At 59.5% G+C, this 21,995-nt stretch carries 19 protein-coding genes; 17 read left to right on the forward strand and 2 right to left on the reverse strand.

Annotation, left to right across the window (positions count from 1 at the left end; translation table 11 throughout):
* The first annotated feature begins 15 nt into the window (after window positions 1–15).
* From murG to nrdR, 13 genes are all read left to right on the forward strand, one after another.
* Entirely contained in the window at window positions 16–1,140 is a 1,125-nt protein-coding gene (gene murG / locus CQ019_RS02735; RefSeq protein WP_105568872.1) for an undecaprenyldiphospho-muramoylpentapeptide beta-N-acetylglucosaminyltransferase, read from the forward strand.
* Window positions 1,141–1,142: 2 nt separating this feature from the next.
* Window positions 1,143–2,546, forward strand: a complete 1,404-nt coding sequence (gene murC / locus CQ019_RS02740; RefSeq protein ID WP_105552430.1) for a UDP-N-acetylmuramate--L-alanine ligase — start codon at window positions 1,143–1,145, stop codon at window positions 2,544–2,546.
* Window positions 2,547–2,560: 14 nt separating this feature from the next.
* Window positions 2,561–3,295 (forward strand): cell division protein FtsQ/DivIB, encoded by a 735-nt coding sequence (locus CQ019_RS02745; protein ID WP_105552429.1) that lies wholly within the window; start codon window positions 2,561–2,563, stop codon window positions 3,293–3,295.
* A 218-nt stretch (window positions 3,296–3,513) separates the two neighbouring features.
* On the forward strand, window positions 3,514–4,704 hold the full coding sequence (ftsZ, locus tag CQ019_RS02750) for a cell division protein FtsZ (RefSeq protein WP_105552428.1): 1,191 nt from the start codon (window positions 3,514–3,516) through the stop codon (window positions 4,702–4,704).
* A gap of 20 nt (window positions 4,705–4,724) precedes the next feature.
* A complete protein-coding gene (locus CQ019_RS02755) occupies window positions 4,725–5,447 on the forward strand; it encodes a polyphenol oxidase family protein (protein ID WP_105568873.1) in 723 nt (240 codons plus the stop codon).
* 126 nt (window positions 5,448–5,573) lie between these two features.
* Window positions 5,574–6,125 (forward strand): cell division protein SepF, encoded by a 552-nt coding sequence (locus CQ019_RS02760; protein ID WP_105552426.1) that lies wholly within the window; start codon window positions 5,574–5,576, stop codon window positions 6,123–6,125.
* Between the two features lie 23 nt (window positions 6,126–6,148).
* A complete protein-coding gene (locus tag CQ019_RS02765) occupies window positions 6,149–6,445 on the forward strand; it encodes a YggT family protein (RefSeq protein WP_096286481.1) in 297 nt (98 codons plus the stop codon).
* A gap of 226 nt (window positions 6,446–6,671) precedes the next feature.
* Window positions 6,672–7,409: a DivIVA domain-containing protein gene (locus CQ019_RS02770; protein WP_105552425.1), complete on the forward strand. Its 738-nt coding sequence runs from the start codon at window positions 6,672–6,674 to the stop codon at window positions 7,407–7,409.
* Between the two features lie 108 nt (window positions 7,410–7,517).
* Window positions 7,518–8,090 (forward strand): signal peptidase II, encoded by a 573-nt coding sequence (lspA, locus tag CQ019_RS02775; protein WP_258133469.1) that lies wholly within the window; start codon window positions 7,518–7,520, stop codon window positions 8,088–8,090.
* On the forward strand, window positions 8,087–9,034 hold the full coding sequence (locus CQ019_RS02780; RefSeq protein ID WP_105552423.1) for an RluA family pseudouridine synthase: 948 nt from the start codon (window positions 8,087–8,089) through the stop codon (window positions 9,032–9,034). Before lspA ends, CQ019_RS02780 begins: the two co-directional genes overlap by 4 nt.
* Window positions 9,035–9,117: 83 nt before the next feature.
* Entirely contained in the window at window positions 9,118–12,681 is a 3,564-nt protein-coding gene (dnaE, locus tag CQ019_RS02785) for a DNA polymerase III subunit alpha (RefSeq protein ID WP_105552422.1), read from the forward strand.
* Window positions 12,682–12,756: 75 nt separating this feature from the next.
* Entirely contained in the window at window positions 12,757–14,109 is a 1,353-nt protein-coding gene (gene hisD / locus CQ019_RS02790) for a histidinol dehydrogenase (protein ID WP_105552421.1), read from the forward strand.
* Window positions 14,110–14,194: 85 nt separating this feature from the next.
* Window positions 14,195–14,683 (forward strand): transcriptional regulator NrdR, encoded by a 489-nt coding sequence (gene nrdR, locus CQ019_RS02795; RefSeq protein WP_096286469.1) that lies wholly within the window; start codon window positions 14,195–14,197, stop codon window positions 14,681–14,683.
* A gap of 107 nt (window positions 14,684–14,790) precedes the next feature.
* On the opposite strand, the gene map is transcribed toward nrdR, so the two are convergent.
* A complete protein-coding gene (map, locus tag CQ019_RS02800; RefSeq protein ID WP_105568874.1) occupies window positions 14,791–15,666 on the reverse strand; it encodes a type I methionyl aminopeptidase in 876 nt (291 codons plus the stop codon).
* Between the two features lie 112 nt (window positions 15,667–15,778).
* On the opposite strand from map, the gene CQ019_RS02805 reads away from it, so the two are divergent.
* On the forward strand, window positions 15,779–15,973 hold the full coding sequence (locus tag CQ019_RS02805) for a hypothetical protein (protein ID WP_105552420.1): 195 nt from the start codon (window positions 15,779–15,781) through the stop codon (window positions 15,971–15,973).
* Between the two features lie 69 nt (window positions 15,974–16,042).
* Here the strand turns inward: CQ019_RS02805 and panB are convergent, their stop codons facing one another.
* On the reverse strand, window positions 16,043–16,879 hold the full coding sequence (gene panB, locus CQ019_RS02810) for a 3-methyl-2-oxobutanoate hydroxymethyltransferase (protein ID WP_105568875.1): 837 nt from the start codon (window positions 16,877–16,879) through the stop codon (window positions 16,043–16,045).
* Between the two features lie 133 nt (window positions 16,880–17,012).
* On the opposite strand from panB, the gene glnA reads away from it, so the two are divergent.
* The 3 genes from glnA to CQ019_RS02825 are packed head-to-tail and all read left to right on the forward strand — an operon-like array spanning window position 17,013 to window position 21,994.
* Window positions 17,013–18,353 carry a type I glutamate--ammonia ligase gene (gene glnA, locus CQ019_RS02815; protein ID WP_105552418.1) on the forward strand — a complete coding sequence of 447 codons (1,341 nt, stop codon included), beginning with the start codon at window positions 17,013–17,015 and terminating at the stop codon, window positions 18,351–18,353.
* 51 nt (window positions 18,354–18,404) lie between these two features.
* Window positions 18,405–21,431 (forward strand): bifunctional [glutamine synthetase] adenylyltransferase/[glutamine synthetase]-adenylyl-L-tyrosine phosphorylase, encoded by a 3,027-nt coding sequence (locus CQ019_RS02820; RefSeq protein WP_105568876.1) that lies wholly within the window; start codon window positions 18,405–18,407, stop codon window positions 21,429–21,431.
* Complete coding sequence (locus tag CQ019_RS02825) at window positions 21,431–21,994, forward strand: DUF1990 family protein (RefSeq protein WP_105568877.1); 564 nt, start codon at window positions 21,431–21,433, stop codon at window positions 21,992–21,994. The genes CQ019_RS02820 and CQ019_RS02825 overlap by 1 nt, the downstream gene beginning before the upstream one ends.
* Window position 21,995: the final 1 nt, after the last annotated feature.

Here is a 21,995-nt window from a genome sequence, read left to right on the forward strand (position 1 = left end):
GGAGTAGAAAAAGCCATGAGTGATCCGATCCGTCTGGTCGTTGCCGGAGGCGGAACCGCCGGCCATATCTCGCCGATGCTGGCGATCGCCGATGCGGTCCGCAAACGGGAGCATCGAGCAGAAATCCTCGCGCTGGGATCCCCGGGCGGACTCGAAACGAAGCTGGTGCCGGAAGCTGGATATCGGCTGGAGCTGATTCCCAAGGCGCCGATGCCCCGCAGTATTTCGCTGGATCTGCTCAAGTTCCCATTTCGATTCCTCAAGGCGCTAAGCCAGGCGAAGCGGACCCTGCGCGTAAGCGGGGCCGAAGCACTGCTCGGCGTGGGCGGCTACGTATGCACCCCAGCCTATTTAGCGGCAAAGCAGCTGGGGATACCGACCTTTGTCCATGAGGCGAATTCGGTTGCCGGCATGGCCAATAAGTTGGGTGCCAAACACGCCGTTGCGGTCGGAACCACCTTCGCCAATACGGGGTTACCCAAGGAACGCCAGGTGGGCATGCCGATGCGCTCGAATATTGCGCTGATGGACCGCAACGCGTTGCGCGAGGAAGCACGCGCGTATTTCGGACTCACCGACGAAGCTCCGGTACTCCTGGTCACCGGCGGTTCCTCCGGGGCGCAAAGCCTCAACACCACGATGGTCGCCGCGCTCGATGAGCTGACGGCCGCCGGAATTCACGTGGTGCATATTACCGGCCGCGATAAGCAGGCCACCGATGCCCAGGGAAATCTCTTGGCGCGGCAGGGCTATACGCAGCGCGAATATGTGGAACGCATGGACTACGCCTATGCGGCGGCCGATCTGATGATCTGCCGTTCGGGTGCCGGGACCGTTTGCGAGCTGGCCGTGGCGGGCACCCCCTCGGTATTGGTGCCCTTGCCCATCGGCAATGGCGAGCAGAAGCTCAATGCGCGTGCACTCGTCGCAGCAGGGGGCGCGGTGCTGGTCGCCGACGATGAGTTCACTCCCGAGTTTGTCACCGACACAGTCCTGAACTTGGTCACCGATCAGCATAAACTTGAACAGATGTCGCAGGCTGCCGCCGCCCTGGGGCAGCGAGACGCCGCCGAGCAGATGGCGGCCCTGATTATCGATGAAGTTTCATCCCGCCGTTCAGCGTCGGGTCAGAAAGGCTAAACATGGCACAGCAGCCAGGCGAACACATCGCCGAACTTGGCAAGGTACATCTGATGGGTGTTGGCGGTGTTGGCGTTTCTGCCGTTGCCCGACTGCTTTTGGACTACGGGGTATCGGTTTCCGGCTCCGACGCCAAGGACCTGCCGGTACTCGACGGCTTGCGCGGGCGCGGTGCGCGTATCCATGTCGGCTATGACCCACAGAACTTGGGCGACGCGGACACCGTGGTGATCTCCTCGATCATCAAGCCCGGGAACGCCGAGTACGATGAAGCACTACGCCGGGGACTGCGCATCATGCACCGCTCCGAGGGGCTCGAAGCGACCATGCGCGGCCATCAGCAAGTGGTGGCCATCGCCGGAACCCACGGCAAGACCACCACCACGTCGTTGACCGCCCATATGCTGAAGACCGCCGCGGCAGCCCCGTCTTTTGCCGTGGGCGCGAACATTCCGAGTCTGGGCACCAACGCAGAACTCGGCGCGGGAGCGATCTTCGTCGCCGAGGCGGATGAGTCCGATTCATCGTTCTTGAATTATCGGCCAAATGTCATTGTGGTCACCAACGTCGAAGCCGATCACCTCGACCACTACGGTACGGCGGAAGCCGTGCACCAGGCCTTTGTAGATTTCGCTCGGCTGCTGCCCGCGGATGGCCTGCTCATTTGCTGTGCAGATGATGAAGGCGCCAATGATCTGGCTCGCAAGATGCGCCACGAACGTCCCGAACTGCGGATCCAGACCTACGGTTTCGCCGATCACGCTGACCGTCGGCTCAGCGATGCGCGCGCGCTGGACGACGGGCGTTTTGCATGCACCATCGAATGGGGGAGCGGCGAGAGCCATACGCTGAACCTTGCGGTGCCCGGCCAGCACAATCTGCTCAACGCTGCCGCAGCCCTGGCGGTAGGCATGGATGCCGGGCTCGAAATCGACGATGCGCTTGAGGCATTGGCGAGTTTTGCAGGTGCAGCGCGCCGTTTTGAGTTCAAAGGCGAAGCCGAAGGCGTGCGTGTCTATGATGATTACGCCCACCATCCCACCGAAGTAAACGCCGCCTTGAAGGCAGGACGTGCAGTGGTGGGAGACGGAAAGCTGCATGTGGTGTTCCAACCGCATCTTTTCAGCCGAACCCAAGAGTTCTACCGCCAGTTCGCCCAAGCCTTGTCGCTGGCCGACAGCGTGCGCGTTCTGGAGATCTACCCGGCACGTGAAGAGCCGATCCCCGGAGTCACCAGCGCGCTGATCGCCGAGCGGATCGAAGTGCCAAGCGAAGTGCTCAGCCCGGCGGCGGCGGTGGCCCACGTGGTCGAGTATGCCGAACCCGGAGATGTTGTGATGACCATTGGTGCCGGCGACGTGACCGAACTTGGTTCGCAAATCGTTGCAGCACTGTCCTGCGAATAAAGCTGGGAGCCACCATGGGAGAAAACACCAAGGTTGTCGAGCTGCCAGCCAGCCCGGAGAAGAAACGACGCAAGCTGCTCATTGTCATCGCCGCAAGCATTGTGGCGCTGAGCATCGCGGCGGTATTGATTCTCAGCTTTTCGCCGCTGCTTGCCGCCAAGAAGATTGAGGTGGCCGGAAGCAAGCTGGTCAGCGAGAAGAAGCTGCTCGAAGCGCTGGCGCCGCTGGAAGGAGTGCCGCTGCCGCGGATCTCCGAATCGCGTGTCGCAGAGCTTATCGGCGATCAGCCAGCCGTGGACGAGATTGTGGTGCGTGCGAAAATGCCCGACACGCTAGTCGTCGAAGTGGTGGAGGCCGAGCCTGTGGCGATCCTAGTGGAGGGGAAAAATTCCTATATCGTCTCCTCTACCGGAGAGAAGCTGAAAAAAGTCGGAGAGAAGGACAAGACCAAACTTCCTCGGGTGAAGGCCTCGGATCAAACCAAAGACCCGGAACAGTTTCAGCTGTTGACCGGGATCCTGAGCACGGTGGAGCCCAACGTGCTCAAGCAGGTCTCCACCGCTACGCTGACCCAGGCCGGTTTCATGGAACTCGCCTTGCCGAAGAAGCGAACTCTGATCTGGGGAGACGGGGCGAAAGCCGCACTTAAGAATGAAGTTGCGAAGATTTTCCTCGATGAACTAAAAGAAAATCCGAAGATGGCCAAGGTCATCGACGTGACCAATCCAGAAAACCCGGTGACGTATTAAGTCGTTCGCCACGGGCGAGGGATGAACATTCTCAAGGTAAATTCTGGAAAGATAGGTTTCAATAGGCGACACGCCACGGCGGTCGTTGCAGAAAGCCAGCATGGCTCATAGCGTTCTTAATAGCGATAGCTTGACAGAAACTTAACCTTAAGGCAAAAGGTCAAGGTTTCGCGCATGAATCGTGAAATATGTAGCACATCTAACAAGGGAAGCGGGACGTGGCAGCTCCACAGAATTACCTCGCGGTCATTAAAGTCGTCGGAATCGGCGGTGGCGGTGTAAACGCAGTCAATCGAATGATCGAAGTCGGTCTCAAGGGCGTTGAATTCATCGCCATCAATACCGATGCGCAGGCTCTACTCATGAGTGATGCCGACGTTAAGCTCGACGTAGGACGCGAACTTACTCGCGGTCTCGGCGCTGGCGCGAACCCTGATGTGGGACGCCAGGCAGCCGAAGACCACGTAGAAGAGATCGAAGACGTCCTCCGCGGCGCCGACATGGTCTTCGTGACCGCCGGCGAAGGCGGTGGCACCGGTACCGGTGGCGCGCCCGTCGTGGCACGAATCGCCCGCGGATTGGGCGCACTGACCATCGGCGTCGTTACCCGCCCATTCACCTTCGAAGGTCGCCGCCGCGCAAACTCGGCCGAAAATGGCATCGAGGCACTACGCGACGAAGTCGATACTCTGATCGTCATCCCGAACGACCGACTGCTGTCCATCTCGGACCGCAACGTTTCCGTTCTGGACGCATTCCGCCAAGCAGACCAGGTTCTGCTTTCCGGTGTTCAGGGCATCACCGACTTGATCACTACCTCGGGTCTGATCAACCTCGACTTCGCCGACGTGAAGTCCGTTATGCAGGGTGCCGGCTCGGCACTTATGGGTATCGGCTCGGCACGTGGCGAGGATCGTGCGGTCAAGGCCGCGGAACTAGCAATCGCTTCGCCGTTGCTGGAAGCATCCATTGACGGTGCGCACGGCGTCCTGCTCTCCATTCAGGGTGGCTCGGATCTCGGTTTGTTTGAGATCAACGAGGCAGCTCGTCTGGTTCAGGAAGTCGCGCACCCAGAAGCCAATATCATCTTCGGTGCCGTCATCGACGACGCCTTGGGTGACGAAGCTCGAGTCACGGTAATTGCTGCCGGCTTTGACGAGCCGGACGTAACCAGCAAGCCGATGGCTCCGCTGGTTTCAAAGCCAGCGGCCAGCCGTCAGGCACAGGAGCAGCAGCCTGTTCCAGCTGCGGTGGCCCCTGAAGCAACACCAGCTCCGGCGGCTGCTGCTCCAGAAGCAAAGCCAGCGGCAGCGGAGCAGAACAACTCCTTCCAGGATCTTCCAGACGTTGTCGACTCGGACCTTAACGGTTCGAACGATGACCTGGACGTTCCGGACTTCCTAAAGTAAAAACAGCGACAAGCTGAGCAGTGCTACATTTCGCGTCGAACCTCGATTCGAGTATCCAACTGGCATTTACCACGCAAGCCGAGGGAAACCTGGCCTTGCATGTAAACGATGACCCCCACTTAGTAGGGGAGCATCGGGCCAAGCTGGAAGACTCGATCGGGGTTCGCCGTTTTTCATTGCACTTCATGAACCAAATCCATTCCACCGTGGCGGTGCACATTGCCCCAGGCCTGCGAACCTCATGGAATGAACCCGAGGCGCCGACCTGCGATGCGCTCATTGACCCTACCGGTCGCGAGGCCCTGGCCGTCATGGTCGCCGATTGCCTGCCCGTCCTTTTTGTTGCACGAGACAAGCGCAATGATCGGACTTTCACCGCCGCGGCCCATGCCGGGCGTCGAGGGCTTCTGGGTGGGATTCTGACGCGTACCGTCGACGAACTGCGGCAATTGGGTGCAGATGCGGTCGAGGCCGTCATCGGTCCGGCCATTTGCGGGCGCTGCTATGAAGTCCCTGAAGCGATGGAGGCCGAATCCGAGCTTGCGCGACCGGGGATACGATCCAGCACTAGCTGGGGAACTCCCGCTCTCGATCTGCCAGTTTCGGCCGAGCAGGAACTCTCAGCCCTTGGTGTTACGGTACAGCAAAGCGGAATTTGCACCTTAGAGGATGAGAGATTCTTCTCCTACCGAAGAACTCCGCAAGCGGGTCGATTGGCTGGCCTGATATGGCCGAAAGCCTAGCCTTGCGCGACACACCGCGCAAAAAAATTCGAATGAGCGATGCCTGTCGATTGCCGTGCGGTAGCGTCAGAGTAGCGGAATCATGCACCTGCGGGTGCATGCACGGGACAACTGAGGAGAAATATCGTGGCTGACGGACTACGTAAGGCAATGGTCTATCTCGGCTTGGCGGATGCTGTTGAGCAGAGCGAGGCCGAAATGGACAACTCAGAACCTAGGACCCAGGTGCGGGCCGTAGAAGATGCTGCCCCGCAGCGTCCTTCCGAAGCTCCGCGCCCGCAGCCGGTAGTCAAGTCGGTTGCCCCGCATTCCGTAGCCAAAGAACCAGAGAACGAATACCGTGCTCCGGTCACACCGATAAAGCGTGCCCCTTCAGTACGGGATGAGGATTCCGAATTGCGTCAAATTACTACCGTTCACCCGCGTTCTTACAACGATGCCAAGATCATCGGTGAGAACTTCCGTGACGGAATCCCGGTGATTATGAATGTCACCGATATGGGAGAAACCGATGCTAAGCGCCTGGTCGACTTCTCGGCTGGCCTAGTCTTCGCACTCCACGGCTCCATCGAGCGAGTCACGAATAAAGTATTCCTGCTCTCCCCGGCCACTGTGGAAGTACTGGGTGAAGACCGTAAACAGTCCGAAGCTCAGGCGACCTTCTTCAACCAGAGCTAAGCTGCAGGAGCGAGCGCGTAAACATGGTGTTCGGGATTATTTATTTCCTGCTAGCTGTCTTGCAGATTCTGCTAATAATGCGAATTGTGTTGGACATAACTGAAAGTTTTGCACGGCATTGGCGCCCGAAAGGGATCGCGCTAGTGGCCGCAACAGCAATCGTCACTATTACCGACCCGCCGTTGCGTTGGTTGAGACGCAGGATTAAGCCATTGGATATCGGTGGAATCCGGCTTGACTTGTCATTTTTGATCCTGTTTATCGTCGTAATGATTGTCAAATCGATCATTAGTGGCGTAGGTTACAGTACAGGGATCTGAGCAGGTATTTCGTAGAAGAATACGAGGATCTGGCTGGATCCTAAACTGTAAAATTCAATAGAAAAAGAGCTGTCCCGGCAGTTCGGTTTCGTAATTAGTGTCCGAATCGTTATATCCTTTAGGAAATAGTGCTCCGACTTCACCGGTCGCGACACTGAATGAACGGTAAGTGTTTCGCTAGACATCAACGGTCGAGCGGAAATGATCCCAGTATTGAGGTGACCCAATGGCTTTGACGCCAGAAGACGTAGTCAATAAGCGGTTTCAGCCGACCAAGTTCCGTGAAGGCTACGACCAAGACGAGGTAGATGACTTCCTCGACGAGATCGTTGTGGAGCTGCGTCGCCTGACCGGTGAGAACGAAGAGCTGCGCCGCCGCTTGGCAGCGCAAGGCGGGGACACCAGCGTCTCGGCCAAGGAACAGTCCGTTCCAGCTCCCGTGGCCGCCGCTCCAGCTGCGAAACCAGCTGAAGAAAAGAAGGCTGAAACCAAGCCGGAAGAGCCAAAGAAGGTCGAGACCCCAGCAGCTGCACCAGCAGCCGAGGCCAAGAAGGCCGAAGCTCCGGTTGCTGCAGCCAAGGTCGAGGACAAGAAGGACGCGGCTCCTGGAGCCAACGCCGTTCCTGCTGCCGCTCCTCGCACCGAGTCCGCAGAATCTGCAGCCAACGTGCTTTCGATGGCACAGCGACTGCACGATGAATACGTTGCCTCCGGTGTTGAGCAGCGTGACAAGATCATCTCGGAAGCTAAGACCGAAGCGAACTCGCTGGTTACCTCTGCAGAAGAGAAGAGCCGCAAGACTCTCTCCGCACTGGAACAGCAGAAGTCAGTACTTGAGCGCAAGCTTGAGCAGCTGCGTGGCTTCGAGCGTGACTACCGTGCACGTCTGAAGACTTACATCGAAGGACAGCTCCGCGACCTTGAGTCGCAGGGATCCATCGATAACGCAACCAAGTCCAACTAGTCCCTTACGGGTTTGATGGCTTGAACTAAATATCAGTACAGTTGACGGTGGTGCTCGGGATTGTCCGGCGCCACCGTTGATGTTTAAAGGGAATTAATGGGTAATAGTTTGAGTGCTTCACAACCGAGAAGTGCTGCTGCGGCCAAGCGCTTCACCGGCATCGGGCTGGTCATCGCCTTGATCGCGCTGGTCTTGGACCAGGCGGTCAAGATTCTCGTGGAGAGGAATATGGAACTCGGCGAATCCTTCGTGGTCATCCCGAATTTCTTGGATATCCATTACATTCTCAACCCCGGGGCCGCCTTCTCCATGGGCGAAGACTTCACGATCATCTTTGCCATCTTGCAAGCGGCGGTCGTGGTCTACGTGATCTACCTGCTCTTGCGCAAGGTCGCGGTACGCTCCTGGGCGATCACCCTGGGATGTCTGCTCGGTGGGGTCGCGGGAAACCTGACCGACCGAATCTTCCGCGAGCCGGCCTTTGGCTTCGGGCATGTCGTTGACATGTTCTCTGTCCAAAACTTTGCCATCTTCAACGTCGCCGACTCGTTCATCGTCTGCTCGATGATCGTGGTTGCGCTGATGCTGATCCGCGGGAGAAATTTGGATGGCACCATCGGCGATGCGCCAACTAAGAAAATGAACGACGGGGACGACGAAAGCACGGAGCCCACAGCATGAGCGGTACCGACACCACCGAGATCCACGAACTACTCGTCGCCCCTGAAGACGCAGGGCAACGCCTGGACGTCCACATCTCCAAGGCCCTGGAAATCCCGCGCACCCTGGCCAAGTCCCTGTGCAAAGATTCGATGGTTGAAGTCAACGGACGGATTGTCACCAAGCCGCTTAAGCTCCAAGTGGGGGACAAGCTGCACGTGACCATCCCACCCCAGGCCGATCCATTAGAAATTAGAGTAATAGCCGTGGAAGATCTGAAGATTATTGCCGACGAAGATGACTATGTGGTCATCGACAAGCCGGTAGGCGTCGCGGCGCATCCCTCGCCCGGTTGGGTCGGCCCGACAGTTGTCGGCGCGCTGATGGCCGAGGGATATAACATCTCAACCTCCGGCGCGTCAGAACGCCAGGGCATCGTGCATCGGCTCGACGTCGGCACCAGTGGCCTGATGGTGGTGGCCAAGTCCGAACGCGCCTACACCGCGCTCAAGCGCGCCTTCAAGGAACGTACTCCGAAAAAGGTCTACCACGCGGTGGTCCAGGGACTGCCGGATCCCCTAGAAGGAACCATCGACGCGCCCATCGGCCGCCACCCGGGACACGACTGGAAATTTGCGGTACTCGAAGGCGGACGTGATTCGGTGACCCATTACGAAATGCTTGAGGCCTTTGGGCGGGCAAGCTTGGTCGAAGTGCAATTGGAAACCGGCCGAACCCACCAGATCCGTGTGCACTTCTCAGCCTTCGGCCACCCCTGCGTCGGCGACCAAACTTATGGCGCGGACCCGAAGTTCAGCGCCGCCCTGGGACTGACCCGCCAATGGCTACATGCCAAGCGTCTGGGATTCAACCATCCTGTCACCGATCAATGGGTCGAGTACGAAAGCGAATATCCGCACGACCTGTCGGGTGCATTGGAGCTACTGCGCGAGGGAACTTACTAGATCCCACGCTACTTGCTATGAGAGCTCCCACAGCGGGTGGGGCAGTGGACGAAATTCGTTGCGTGAATCGCTAGACTGGTTCAGTGAGCGCGACACGTGACGGATTTGTCCATCTGCATACCCATACCGAATACTCCATGCTGGACGGAGCAGCCCGGCTAGGCGAGCTATTCGAAGAAGCCAACCGGCAAGGCATGGAAGCCATGGCCATCACCGACCATGGATACCTCTTTGGCGCCTTTGATTTCTGGAAACGGGCGACCGACGCCGGCGTCAAGCCAATTATCGGCGTAGAAGCCTATGTCACCCCGGGCACCGCCCGTGATGACAAGACCCGTGTGAAATGGCGTACCGACGAATCGCAAAAAGGCGACGACGTTTCCGGCGGTGGCCTGTACAACCACATGACCTTGCTGTCCTATAACAACAAGGGCATGGACAACCTGTTCAAGGGTTCCTCCAGAGCCTCATTGGACTCGGTGTTCGGCAAGTACCCGCGCTGGGACCGCGAACTGCTCAACGAGCATTCCGAGGGCCTGATCGCGACCACCGGTTGCCCCTCCGGGGAGGTGCAGACCAAGCTTCGCCTCGGGCAATACGACGCGGCCAAGGCTGCCGCGGCGGAGCTCCAGGACCTGTTCGGCAAGGAAAACTACTACTGCGAGATCATGGACCACGGTCTGGAGATTGAACGCAGGATCACCAAGGACCTGTTGCGCCTGGCCCGCGAGCTGAGCATCCCCTTGGTGGCGACCAACGACCTGCACTACACCCATGAAGCTGATTCGAAAGCGCACGAGGCGCTGCTTGCCATCAACTCGGGTTCCACGCTCGATGAACCGACCTATGACCAGGGTGGCAGCCGCTTCGCATTCTCCGGTTCCGGTTACTACCTCAAGAGCGCGCGCGAAATGCGCGAGCTGTTCAAGGAACATCCAGAAGCCTGCGACAACACCCTTGAAATCGCAGATCGCGTTGATCTCACCTTTGACACCAACGCGAACTACATGCCGAAGTTCCCTTGTCCTCCGGGAGAAGATGAGACCAGCTGGCTGATCAAGGAAGTCGACAAGGGGATGCACTACAGGTATCCCAATGGCGTTCCGGACGCTTCGCGCCGGCAGGCGGACTATGAGCTGGACGTCATCATCAAGATGGGCTTTCCTGGCTACTTCCTCGTCGTGGCGGACTTCATCAACTGGTCCAAGGACAACGGCATCCGTGTCGGTCCGGGCCGTGGCTCCGGTGCCGGTTCCATGGTTGCCTATGCCATGCGTATTACCGACCTCGACCCGCTGGTGCACGGGCTGATCTTCGAGCGCTTCTTGAACCCGGAACGTGTGTCCATGCCCGACTTCGACGTCGACTTCGATGATCGCCGCCGCGCGGAGGTCATCAAGTACGTGACCGAAAAGTACGGCGACGAACGTGTCTCCATGATCGTGACCTATGGTTCGATCAAGACCAAACAAGCGCTGAAGGACTCCTCACGCGTGCTTGGCTACCCATTTAGCATGGGTGAAACCTTGACCAAGGCATTGCCTCCGGCGGTGATGGCCAAGGACATTCCGCTCAACGACATTGAGAATCCGGATTCGAAGCGCTATTCCGAAGCCGGGGACTTCCGCAACCTGGTGGCGAATGACCCGGAAGCCGCGCGTGTCTTCGAGACCGCGAAGGGCCTGGAAGGGCTGAAGCGCCAGTGGGGTGTACACGCCGCCGGCGTCATTATGAGCTCGGATCCGATTATTGACGTGATCCCGATTATGCGCCGTTTTCAGGATGGCCAAGTCATCACCCAGTTCGACTACCCGACCTGCGAAGGTTTGGGGCTGATCAAGATGGACTTCCTGGGGTTGCGCAACCTCACCATCATTTCCGACGCGCTGGAGAACATTCAGTACAACACCGGGAACGAGATCAACCTCGAGGTGTTGACCTTGGAAGATCCCGCGGCCTACCAGCTGCTTGCCCGCGGTGATACCCTCGGCGTGTTCCAGCTCGACGGTGGCCCGATGCGTTCGCTGCTGAAAATGATGCGTCCGGATAACTTCGAAGACATTTCCGCAGTCATCGCCCTGTACCGTCCGGGTCCAATGGGCGCGAACTCGCACACCAATTATGCATTGCGTAAAACCGGGTTGCAGGACGTTACTCCGATCCACCCGGAACTCGAAGAACCGCTTGCGGATATTCTCGGCGGGACCTACGGCCTGATCGTGTATCAGGAGCAGGTTATGGCGATCGCGCAGAAACTGGCCGGCTACTCGCTGGGCCAGGCAGATATTCTGCGCCGCGCCATGGGCAAGAAGAAGAAGTCCGAACTGGATAAGCAGTTCGCCGGCTTTAAAAAGGGCATGAACGACAGCGGGTATTCCGACGCCGCAGTGAAAACCCTGTGGGACATTCTGCTGCCCTTCTCCGACTATGCCTTTAATAAGGCCCACTCGGCAGCCTACGGTGTGGTCTCCTACTGGACCGCCTACCTCAAGGCTCACTACCCGGCCGAATACATGGCCGCCTTGCTCACCAGCGTCGGCGACGACAAGGATAAGCTCGCGCTGTACCTGAACGAATGCCGCCACATCGGCATCACCGTGCTGCCGCCTGATGTCAACGAATCGGCCTTGAACTTTACCCCTGTGGGCAAGGACATCCGCTTCGGCATGGGCGCCATCCGAAACGTCGGCGCCAACGCCGTGGCTGGCATGGTCGAAGCGCGCACCGAAAAGGGAGCCTACCGGGACTTCAGCGACTTCCTGAGCAAGGTTCCGGCGGTGGTATGCAACAAGCGCACCATCGAATCCTTGATCAAGGCCGGTGCTTTCGACTCGATGGAGCACCCGCGCCGTGCGCTGGTGGCTATCCACGAAGAAGCAGTGGACTCGGTCATCCAGCTCAAGCGCAATGAGGCCGCGAACCAGTTCGACCTGTTCAGCGCGCTGGATACCTCCGATGTTTCGGACGCGATGACGGTGGCCGTCCCCGACCTCCCCGACTGGGAGAAGAAGGAAAAGCTCGCTTACGAACGGGATATGCTCGGCCTTTACGTCTCGGACCACCCTTTGCAGGGACTGGGCTCTGCCCTGGACCAGTACGCGGATATGCCGGTCACCAGCGTGCTTTCGGATGAAGGGCCCTCCGATGGGCACGTCATTTCGATTGCAGGCATGATCAGCGGGCTGCAGCGGCGCATTGCCAAGAAATCCGGCAATCCCTACGCGCGGTGTGAGATCGAAGACCTCTCGGGCTCCATGGAAGTCATGTTCTTCGGGCAGGCTTATCAGCCGATCGCCGAGATCCTGGCCGATGACCTGATCGTGGTCATCAAGGGCCGCGTGCAGCGCCGCGATGATGGTTCGATTACGCTCAACGCCCAAGAAATGATGATTCCGGAACTCTCCGATGCCTCTGGCACCGGACCGGTGGTCATCGGGATTCCGACGCATAAGGCCACCGAATCGCTGATCCAAAAGCTCGGTGACGTGCTGCGTACCCACAATGGCAATACCGAGGTGCGGGTGAAACTCACCGGCAGCCGGGGAACCTCCTTGATGCGGCTAGGGATGAACTTCAGGGTCAATCCGAACCCCGCATTGTTCGGAGACCTCAAGGTACTGCTGGGCCCTGCCTGTTTGGATGTGTAGCAACTTCCAGAGGCGTATGACCGGGTTGGGTAACCAAAGGAAAGCTAACCCGGTCAGAGGCGTTAAACTAGGAGCGTGACTTCAAACCCAGATACAGTCTTTTCCGAACTCGCGACCATCGATTGGCGTGGAGAGAAACTCAACCGTGCTCAGCTCAAGGCCAAACTGCCGCGACCTGAAGTGAACTCGCAGACCGCCGCCGAGGTGGTCCAGCAGATCATCGAGGACGTGCGCGAGCATGGCATGAAGACGTTGAAGGACCTCGCGAAGCGATTCGACAAGGTTGATCTGGAGCATACCCGGGTACCCCAGGGCGAACTCGATCGTGCCCTGGACGAGCTAGACCCGCAGGTCCGGCTGGCTCTGGAAGAGTCGATCAGCCGCGCGCGAGTCTTCGCCGCAGCGCAGCTGCCGCAGGATGCAAATGTGAGCTATGGCCACGGCGGCACCGTGACGCAGCGCTGGGTGCCGGTGCGCCGCGTCGGACTATATGTTCCCGGAGGACTGGCCGTCTATCCCTCCTCGGTGATCATGAACACCGTCCCGGCGCAGGCGGCAGGCGTCTCCTCGCTGGCGTTGGCCAGCCCTCCGCAACGTGACTTCGGAGGACTGCCGCACCCAACGATCCTTGCCGCGGCGAAGCTGCTGGGCATTACCGAGGTGCACGCCATGGGAGGTGCGCAAGCCGTCGCGGCCTTCGCCTACGGCGTCGAAGTCCCCGGAGACCAGCGCGGAGATATCGAACCGGTAGATGTCATCTCAGGTCCGGGCAATGTCTTCGTCGCGACCGCTAAGCGCCTGGTCAAGGGAGTAGTGGGAATCGATGCGGAAGCCGGACCCACCGAAATTGCGATCCTCGCCGATCACCGGGCCAACGCGGCCTTCGTCGCCGCGGACATGATTTCGCAGGCCGAACACGATGCGAATGCGGCGGCCGTCCTGGTCACCGACTCGCCGGAGCTAGCTGTCGCTGTGCGCGCCGAACTTGCCACGCAGGTGGCCGCAACAAAACACACCGAACGCGTGCAGCAGGCTTTGGCAGGTACGCAATCGGCGATCATCCTGGTCGATGACCTGGAGCAGGGGATCGACGTATGCAATGCGTATGCGGCCGAACACCTCGAGGTGCTGACCCAAGACGCCGCCGCGGTTGCCGCGCGGATCAATGCTGCCGGGGCGATCTTCGTAGGTGAGTACGCTCCGGTGTCGCTGGGAGATTACTGCGCCGGGTCAAACCACGTGCTTCCTACCAGCGGTACCGCCCTGCATGCCTCGGGGCTGAATGTGAACACCTTCTTGAAGGCCATCCAGGTGATCGACTACGACAAGCGCGCGCTTGCTGAGGTCGCCGCTCACGTGATCAATCTGGCCAATGCGGAGGACCTTCCAGCGCACGGCGATGCAGTCGCGGTCCGTCAGGCGCTTTAGAAGCTAAACTATTAGGTGACGTGTGTGGATTTCTGTACGCCGTAGGCCTCGGTAGACACCACGGTCGCAAAAAGTTGGAGGTGCCATGAATTGCCCTTATTGTCGCAACGCAGATTCGCGTGTGGTCGATAGCCGAGTCGCCGACGATGGCGTGTCCATTCGACGCCGTCGTCAATGCACCGAGTGTTCGCGCCGTTTCACCACCACGGAAACCGCTTCGCTGAGCGTTTTGAAGCAGTCCGGTGCCGTGGAGCCATTCTCGCGCCACAAGGTCATCAATGGTGTGCGCAAGGCTTGCCAAGGACGCCCAGTGACCGATCACGATCTGGCCATCCTGGCTCAAGAGGTTGAGGAAGCGGTCCGGACTTCCGGGGCCGCAGAAATCCCGGCCCATCAGGTTGGGCTGGCGATTCTCGAGCCGCTGTCGCGCCTGGACGAGGTCGCTTATCTGCGTTTCGCTAGCGTTTATCACAATTTCCAGTCGCTCACGGATTTCGAAACTGCGATCGCGAAGCTGCGCGACCGCCGGGCCAAGACCCCGCAGGGAAACCAGCGTCCGCTTACCGCAGACTAGTGGCCAACGCTTCCCAGCCGTAGGCAGATAGTTTCAAGGCCGGGCCCCGAACCATGACGGTTCGGGGCCCGGCCTTGTTCTTTGCCGACAATCGAGTATTCGAGCCGCTACGGAAGGGTGAGAATCTCGGCGCCGTCGTTGGTGACCAGCAGAGTGTGCTCGAACTGTGCGGTGCGCTTCTTGTCGCGCGTGGTCACCGTCCAGTCATCGGCCCACATATCCCATTCAATGGTGCCCAGGGTCAGCATCGGCTCGATGGTGAAGACCATGCCAGGCTCGATCAAGGTATCGTAGGCCGGCGCCGCATCGTAGTGCGGAATGATCAGCCCGGTGTGGAATGCCTCGCCGACCCCGTGGCCGGTGAAATCACGGACCACGCCATAGCCAAAGCGCTTGGCGTAGCTTTCGATGATGCGCCCGATGACGTTGATTTCACGCCCCGGCATCACTGCCTTGATCGCCCGCTTCAAGGACACTTCGGTGCGTTCCACCAAGAGCCGGGATTCTTCGTCAACGTCGCCCACGAGGAACGTTGCATTGTTATCCCCGTGCACCCCGCCGATGTACGCGGTGATATCGATGTTGATGATGTCGCCATCCTGCAACACGGTGCTGTCCGGGATGCCGTGGCAGATGACCTCATTGAGCGAGGAGCAGAGCGACTTGGGGAATTCCCGATAGCCGAGAGTCGATGGGTAGGCGTTGTGATCCATCAAGAATTCGTGACCCAGACGATCAAGCGCATCTGTGGTCACGCCCGGCTGGCAGGCCTTGCCAACTTCGGCCAGCGCTTGGGCCGCGATCCGTGAGGCAATGCGGATTCGCTCGATCACTTCAGGACTTTTAACTTCCGAGGCCGTGCTTTTTGCCGGTTCTTTCTTGCCCACATATTCGGGTCGTTCGATATGCGCCGGGACGAAGAGCTCCGGTGAGATCGTGCCAGGGGTCAGGGTTCCAAGTGGTGCAGTTGCGACAGTAGCCATATAAACATTCTAGCTAAGGGGCTAGCCCAACATCGCGTTTCTGAAGCCACCGATGTGCGTGAGATTGAGCTAGCGTGGAGTCAGCAACAGCAAACGAACCTAGGAGCTGACCGTGAGCCAGAGCGCCACCCCCGGTGAAGGCAAATATTGGTACAACGTATCGACCGGCGGAATCGAGAAGGGACCGCAGTCCGACTGGACCCAGCTTCTCGGCCCCTACGATACCGAGGACGAGGCACGCAACGCGATGTCCAAGGTGCAGGCCCGCAACGAAGCCTGGGATGCCGAAGACGAAGAGGACGAATAACCAGCTGGACCCGGGTGCAGGGAAATTGATTCCTTGCACCCGGGTCCAATGTGGTGGCCGTGGAACTTGTTAGTCCTTGAATTCGTACTCGGCCGAGGGGAATGCGCCGCTCACCACGTCCCGGTGGTACTCGCTGACGGCCGTGGAAATCACCGAGCGAAGATCGGCGTACTTCTTCACGAATCGCGGGGTGCGGTGGGCGCCCAGCCCGAGGAGGTCCTGCCAGACAAGTACCTGACCGGTGGTCGCGTTTCCCGCGCCGATGCCAATGGTTGGCACCCGCAGGGCCGCATCGACCTTGCCCGCCACAGGGCTTGGCACCATTTCCATGAGGACCGCAAAAGCTCCGGCACGCTCTAGCGCCTGGGCATCCGCGATCATCTCCGCGGCGGCGTCTCCGCGTCCTTGAACACGGTAGCCGCCCAGGGCATGCTCGGATTGCGGGGTGAATCCGATATGTCCGATGACCGGAACTCCGGCAAGCACCATCGCTTGAACATGCTCGGCGAACTGATGGCCGCCTTCAACCTTCACGGCCTGGGCGCCGCCCTCCTTCATGAGCCGAACCGCGCTGGCTACCGCTTGCTGCGTGGACTGCTCGTAGGAGCCAAATGGGAGATCGGCTACGACCAGAGCGCGCTTGGCACCATTGGCAACGGCCTTGGTGAACACGATCATTTCGTCCACGGTAATAGGCAAGGTGGAGTCGTAGCCGACAACGGTGTTGGCGGCTGAGTCGCCTACCAGAAGCAGCTCGATGCCTGCCTGGTCGAAGATCTCGGCCATCATGACGTCATATGCGGTTAACATGGCGAATTTTTCGCCATGCTCTTTTGCCTGCTGTAAATGGTGAACCCTAATGCGGGAAGGACCTTTGTCAGGGTCGGAAAGATATGGTTGGGGCATAGAAAAACCTTATCGCACTTGGACCCAGCGGTGCGTGGCAGAGTTTGAGGCTCAAAACGTATAGTCTTGCATCAGGTTGTTTAACTCCCGGCTGTGATCAGTGCCGGAATCAAAGATTTTGAGGCGGTGAATTATGGATCGTCAGCAGGAATTCGTGCTGCGCACCATTGAAGAACGTGATGTTCGGTTCGTGCGTATGTGGTTTACCGACGTCGTCGGTTCCTTGAAGTCTGTAGCGTTGGCCCCGGCCGAAGTTGAAGACGCCTTCGAAGAGGGCTTGGGTTTTGATGGCTCGTCGATCGACGGGCTGTCGCGCATCTCCGAATCAGATATGCTTCTGCAGCCAGATCCGGCGACCTTCCAGATTCTGCCATGGCGCGGCGAAGTCGAGCCCACCAGCCGCATGTTCTGCGACATCCTCACCCCCGAAGGCCAGCCTTCCAGCGCGGATCCTAGACAGGTGCTTAAACGCCAGCTGACCGAAGCGGCCGACATGGGATTCACCTGCTACACGCACCCTGAAATCGAGTTCTATCTGCTGGAGAACAGCAAGCTCGATGAGCAGGGCCGCCCGCAGCCGATAGACAATGGCGGCTACTTCGACCACGTGCCCGATGGTGTGGGCCAAGATTTCCGTCGCGCCTCGGTGACTACCCTGGAAGCCTTGGGGATTTCGGTCGAATTCTCGCACCATGAGACCGGGCCAGGGCAGAACGAAATTGATCTGCGCTATGCAGATGCACTGCAGACCGCCGACAATATTATGACCTTCCGCACCGTCATCAAGGAAATGGCCATGCAGAAGGGCATCCACGCCACCTTCATGCCCAAGCCGTTTTCGGACCAGCCAGGCAGCGGAATGCACACTCACTTCTCGCTGTTCGAGGGCGACGCGAATGCATTTTTCGAGGCCGGCCGCGAGTACCAGCTCTCCGACGTAGCTCGTTCATTCATCGCCGGCATTTTGCACCATGCGCCCGAGATGACCGCGATCACCAACCAGTACGTGAATTCCTACAAGCGACTCTGGGGCGGCGGTGAAGCTCCAAGCTACCGTTCGTGGGGCCACAACAACCGTTCCGCGTTGGTCCGCGTGCCGCTGTACAAGCCAGGCAAGGGACAAAGCGCCCGCGTGGAATACCGCGGCATCGATTCCGCCGCCAACCCCTACCTGGCCTACGCAACCCTGCTTGGCGCCGGGCTGAAGGGCATCCGTGAGGGATACGAACTGGAGGAGCCGACCGAGGACGATGTCTGGGCACTGTCCACCGCAGAACGCCGTGCCTCGGGCCACGTCCCGCTGCCTGGCACGCTGCACGATGCGCTGAAGGCTATGGAAGAATCCGAGCTGATGGCAGAGGTGCTTGGCGAACAGGTTTTCAACTCCTTCTTGGCCAATAAACGAGCCGAGTGGGAAGAGTACCGTCAGGTCATCACCCCCTACGAGCTCAACAAGTATCTGGGAATCCTCTAAGGAGTACGCCACGTCCACGACGTGGTGGCAAGTGGGAGACACACGAAGAATATGGCAGAAGTATCCTCACGGGCACTGATCAACGCTGGATTCAGCGATACCGAACGCGCCAAGAAGTTCCTTGAAGCAGAAGAACTGGCGAACGTTGATCCGGTTCTCATCGTGAGGATGATGGCGCACGCGCCAGATCCCGACCAGGCCCTTCTGCTGGCGCTCAGGCTCGTGGATCGTCATCCCGAAGCCGCAGAGATTTTCCGGGAGCCGGATACCTGCTTGGCAATGGTGCGCCTGCTTGGCGGCTCCTCGGCCCTGGGCGAGTTCTTGATCCGCTGCCCCGAGGCCTTGGCCGTAGTCAACCAGGCGCCGAGCACAACTTTTCGGCCAGTCGGTCTCGAATCCCTACGCAGTGCCATGCTCGACTCGGTCGGCGCCACGCGCACCGCCAACGAACACTGGATATCATCGTGCATTGGGGCCGAAGCACGGCAGAAATTACGTGCGAGTTACCGCAAGGCGCTGCTGTCTTTGGCGTACCGAGACCTTGGCGCCGCGGACCCGCAGGAAATTCTTCCCTTCGTCGCCGCCGAACTCGCTGATATGGCTGGTGCGGTGCTCGAAGGTGCACTGGCAATCGCACGCGCCGAAGCCTCCGAGCAGTACACCCCGGAAGATGTAGACAGCGTCAAGCTTTCCATCATCGGCATGGGCAAATGTGGTGCTCGGGAACTGAACTACATTTCAGATGTAGACGTGATCTATGTGCACGGCAGCACCCCGAACCTGGATGAGGACCTCGCATCGGCCATCGCCACCGTACTGTGCGGCAATACGGCCCGTGCAATTATGGTCCCTGGCCCCGAACCGATGCTCTGGGAAGTGGACGCGAACTTGCGTCCGGAAGGCAAGGACGGGGCGCTGACCCGGACTTTGTCGTCACATGAAGCCTATTACAACCGGTGGGCGCACTCCTGGGAGTTCCAAGCGCTGCTCAAGGCGCGAGCCATTGCCGGGGACCCGGAACTTGGACGTTCTTACGAGCGCATGGTCTCCCCGATGATCTGGTCCAGCTCGGAGCGCGAAGGCTTCGTTGAATCCGTGCAGTCCATGCGTCGGCGGGTGAGCGACCACATCGACAAGGAAGAAGTTCCTTGGCAAATCAAGTTGGGGCCTGGCGGACTGCGCGACGTGGAATTCACCGTGCAGCTTCTGCAATTGGTCCATGGACGCGTGGATCCCGAGATCCAGGTGCCGACGACTACGCTGGCGATACGGGCGATGAGCGAGATCGGCTACATCAGCCGCGAAGACGCGAGAAACTTTGACGAGTCTTACCGCTACCTGCGCCTGCTAGAACACCGAATCCAACTTAGCCAGCTGCGCCGTACGCACCTGATGCCACGCGTTGAGGGGGCACAACGGGTGCTGGCCCGGGCAGTGCGCGGAGCCGGTGACCTGCAGGCCACGAACCCCGAAAAGCTTTTGCGCCGGTGGAATGAGACCAAACGACTCGTTCGTTCGCTGCACGAACGCATCTTCTACCGCCCGCTGCTGGTCACCAGTTCGAATCTCTCGGCAGACCAGGTGCGCCTGACCCCGGAATCCGCTCAGGCACGCCTGCGTGCCCTGGGCTATCTGGATCCAAAGGCGGCGATGCGCCATATCGAGGCGCTGACCGGGGGAGTCTCGCGCCGGTCCTCGCTGCAGCGGCAACTGCTGCCGGTGCTCCTGGATTGGTTCGCCCGGGGCGTGGACCCGGACGCCGGCCTGTTGGGGTTCCGCAGACTCAGCGAGGCCTTAGGGAAGTCTCCGTGGTTCTTGGGCATGTTGCGTGATACCAATGCGGCGGCCGAGCGGTTGAGCCACCTGCTGTCAAACACACGGTTCTTGACCGATTTGCTGGCCAATGAGCCGGCGGCCGCCGCATGGCTGGGCTCGAACAGCGCGTTGGCACCGCAGACCTACCAGAGCCTGCAGCAACAGAACGCCTCGATCATCCAGCGCACCAAACAGCCCGAGGCGGCGATCCGGCAAATCCGTTTGGTGCGCCGTCGCGAGTTCTTGCGCGTTGCGCTGGCGGACGGAGCGGGTCTTCTGAACGTCTCGCAAGTCGGCGAGGCCCTGTCGAATATCGACGGAAACATGATCGATGGAATTTTGAAGGTGCTGCTCGCGGCGGACCAGCAAAAGCATGGAGTGCATGCGATCATCACCGTCATCGCCATGGGGCGGCAAGGTGGGGAGGAGATCGGCTACGGTTCAGACGCCGACGTGCTCTTCGTGCAGCGTCCCGTGGACGGCACCAGTGCCCAAGAATCTCAGGAACAGGCCTTGCGCGTGGTGACCGAGTTGACCTCCTGGAGCAATAAGCCGCTTAAACCGGCCATTCCTGCCGAAGTGAAACTTCAGGTCGATTCCGATCTGCGTCCCGAGGGGCGAGCCGGAATGCTGGTTCGTTCGCTTGACGCCTATGCCCAGTACTACGAACGTTGGGTGGAAGTCTGGGAACGCCAAGCTCTGCAACGTGCCCGCCCCTTTGCCGGCGATGCGCAACTTGCCGCGGACTTCATCCAGCTTATCGAGCCGGTACGCTACGGCCAGGGCCTCGACGAGGGCCAGATGAAGGACATTCGAAAGATCAAGGCTCGCGTCGAGTCCGAAAGACTGCCGCGCGGTGCCGATCCTAACCGGCATCTGAAACTTGGCCGGGGCTCGCTTTCCGACATTGAATGGCTAGTTCAGTTTTATCAACTGCGCTACGCGTGGAAACATCCATCGCTACGCACTCCGGCCACGCGCAAGGCATTGGATGCCATGGCCGGATTGGAGCTGATCAGCGAGGAGGAAGCCGAGCTCTTGGACTTCACCTGGTCCTTGGCGACACGGATTAGAAGCGCAGAAATTATTACCTCCGGGCGTTCTAGCGACGTGCTGCCACGCTCGGCGAGGGATATGGAGGCAGTGGCACGCTGGTGCGGCTACGAGGCCAATCAAGGTCCCGCGCTGGAAGAGGACTACCTGCGAGCCACCAGGCATTCGCGGGCAATCTTTGAACAGCTCTTCTACGGTTTTGAGGACTAATGGCGGGCTCGGACGCACCCGTTCCCGCGTCGTTGACGTCTCCCGAGAGCCAGATCTGGGAAGCCGGAGATTTTGGCCATCTGCGCTGGGAGAAAACGGTGCGGATTGGTTCGGGGGAGCGTCATTGGCGCTGGGCTTCGGAGCACGTGCTGCGCTGGGGGATCAAAACCCGCAGCGGATTTAGCGTGATTCCTGCGCTTCCTGTTGCCGTGGGACAGCGCCCGGTCATCAGGGTCAATTTGCCGGGGGCGAGGATCCTTGAACCCGTGGAAGTGATCACCGTGGTTGAAACGACTCAGCGAGTCGGCTTCGCTTATCGGACCTTGGCGGGGCATCCGGTTAGCGGCGAAGAGTGCTTTGTCATCGAACAACGTACGGGCGGAAACTTCCTCACGATCAGGTCATTGACCAGACCTTCCGACGTGCAGCCTTGGCGCGGACTGTTCCCCTTGCTCAGAGCCGCCCAACTGATTGCCCGCTACCGGTACTTCAAGGCGCTCAGAACGCCTGGCAGTTCGCGGGCGGGCGGCAGCAGAACGACCGGCTCTACCAATAGCCGGTGAA

It is taken from the genome of Arthrobacter sp. MYb229, assembly GCF_002975405.1.
GTDB lineage: Bacteria > Actinomycetota > Actinomycetes > Actinomycetales > Micrococcaceae > Glutamicibacter.

Coding starts and splice junctions, on each gene's coding strand:
- glnA (WP_105552418.1), top strand. CDS start 17,013: ATGGATCGTCAGCAGGAATTCGTGCTGCGCACCATTGAAGAACGTGAT.
- CQ019_RS02765 (WP_096286481.1), top strand. CDS start 6,149: ATGGTGTTCGGGATTATTTATTTCCTGCTAGCTGTCTTGCAGATTCTG.
- CQ019_RS02770 (WP_105552425.1), top strand. CDS start 6,672: ATGGCTTTGACGCCAGAAGACGTAGTCAATAAGCGGTTTCAGCCGACC.
- CQ019_RS02780 (WP_105552423.1), top strand. CDS start 8,087: ATGAGCGGTACCGACACCACCGAGATCCACGAACTACTCGTCGCCCCT.
- nrdR (WP_096286469.1), top strand. CDS start 14,195: ATGAATTGCCCTTATTGTCGCAACGCAGATTCGCGTGTGGTCGATAGC.
- murC (WP_105552430.1), top strand. CDS start 1,143: ATGGCACAGCAGCCAGGCGAACACATCGCCGAACTTGGCAAGGTACAT.
- murG (WP_105568872.1), top strand. CDS start 16: ATGAGTGATCCGATCCGTCTGGTCGTTGCCGGAGGCGGAACCGCCGGC.
- map (WP_105568874.1), bottom strand. CDS start 15,666: ATGGCTACTGTCGCAACTGCACCACTTGGAACCCTGACCCCTGGCACG.
- CQ019_RS02825 (WP_105568877.1), top strand. CDS start 21,431: ATGGCGGGCTCGGACGCACCCGTTCCCGCGTCGTTGACGTCTCCCGAG.
- panB (WP_105568875.1), bottom strand. CDS start 16,879: ATGCCCCAACCATATCTTTCCGACCCTGACAAAGGTCCTTCCCGCATT.
- CQ019_RS02820 (WP_105568876.1), top strand. CDS start 18,405: ATGGCAGAAGTATCCTCACGGGCACTGATCAACGCTGGATTCAGCGAT.
- CQ019_RS02745 (WP_105552429.1), top strand. CDS start 2,561: ATGGGAGAAAACACCAAGGTTGTCGAGCTGCCAGCCAGCCCGGAGAAG.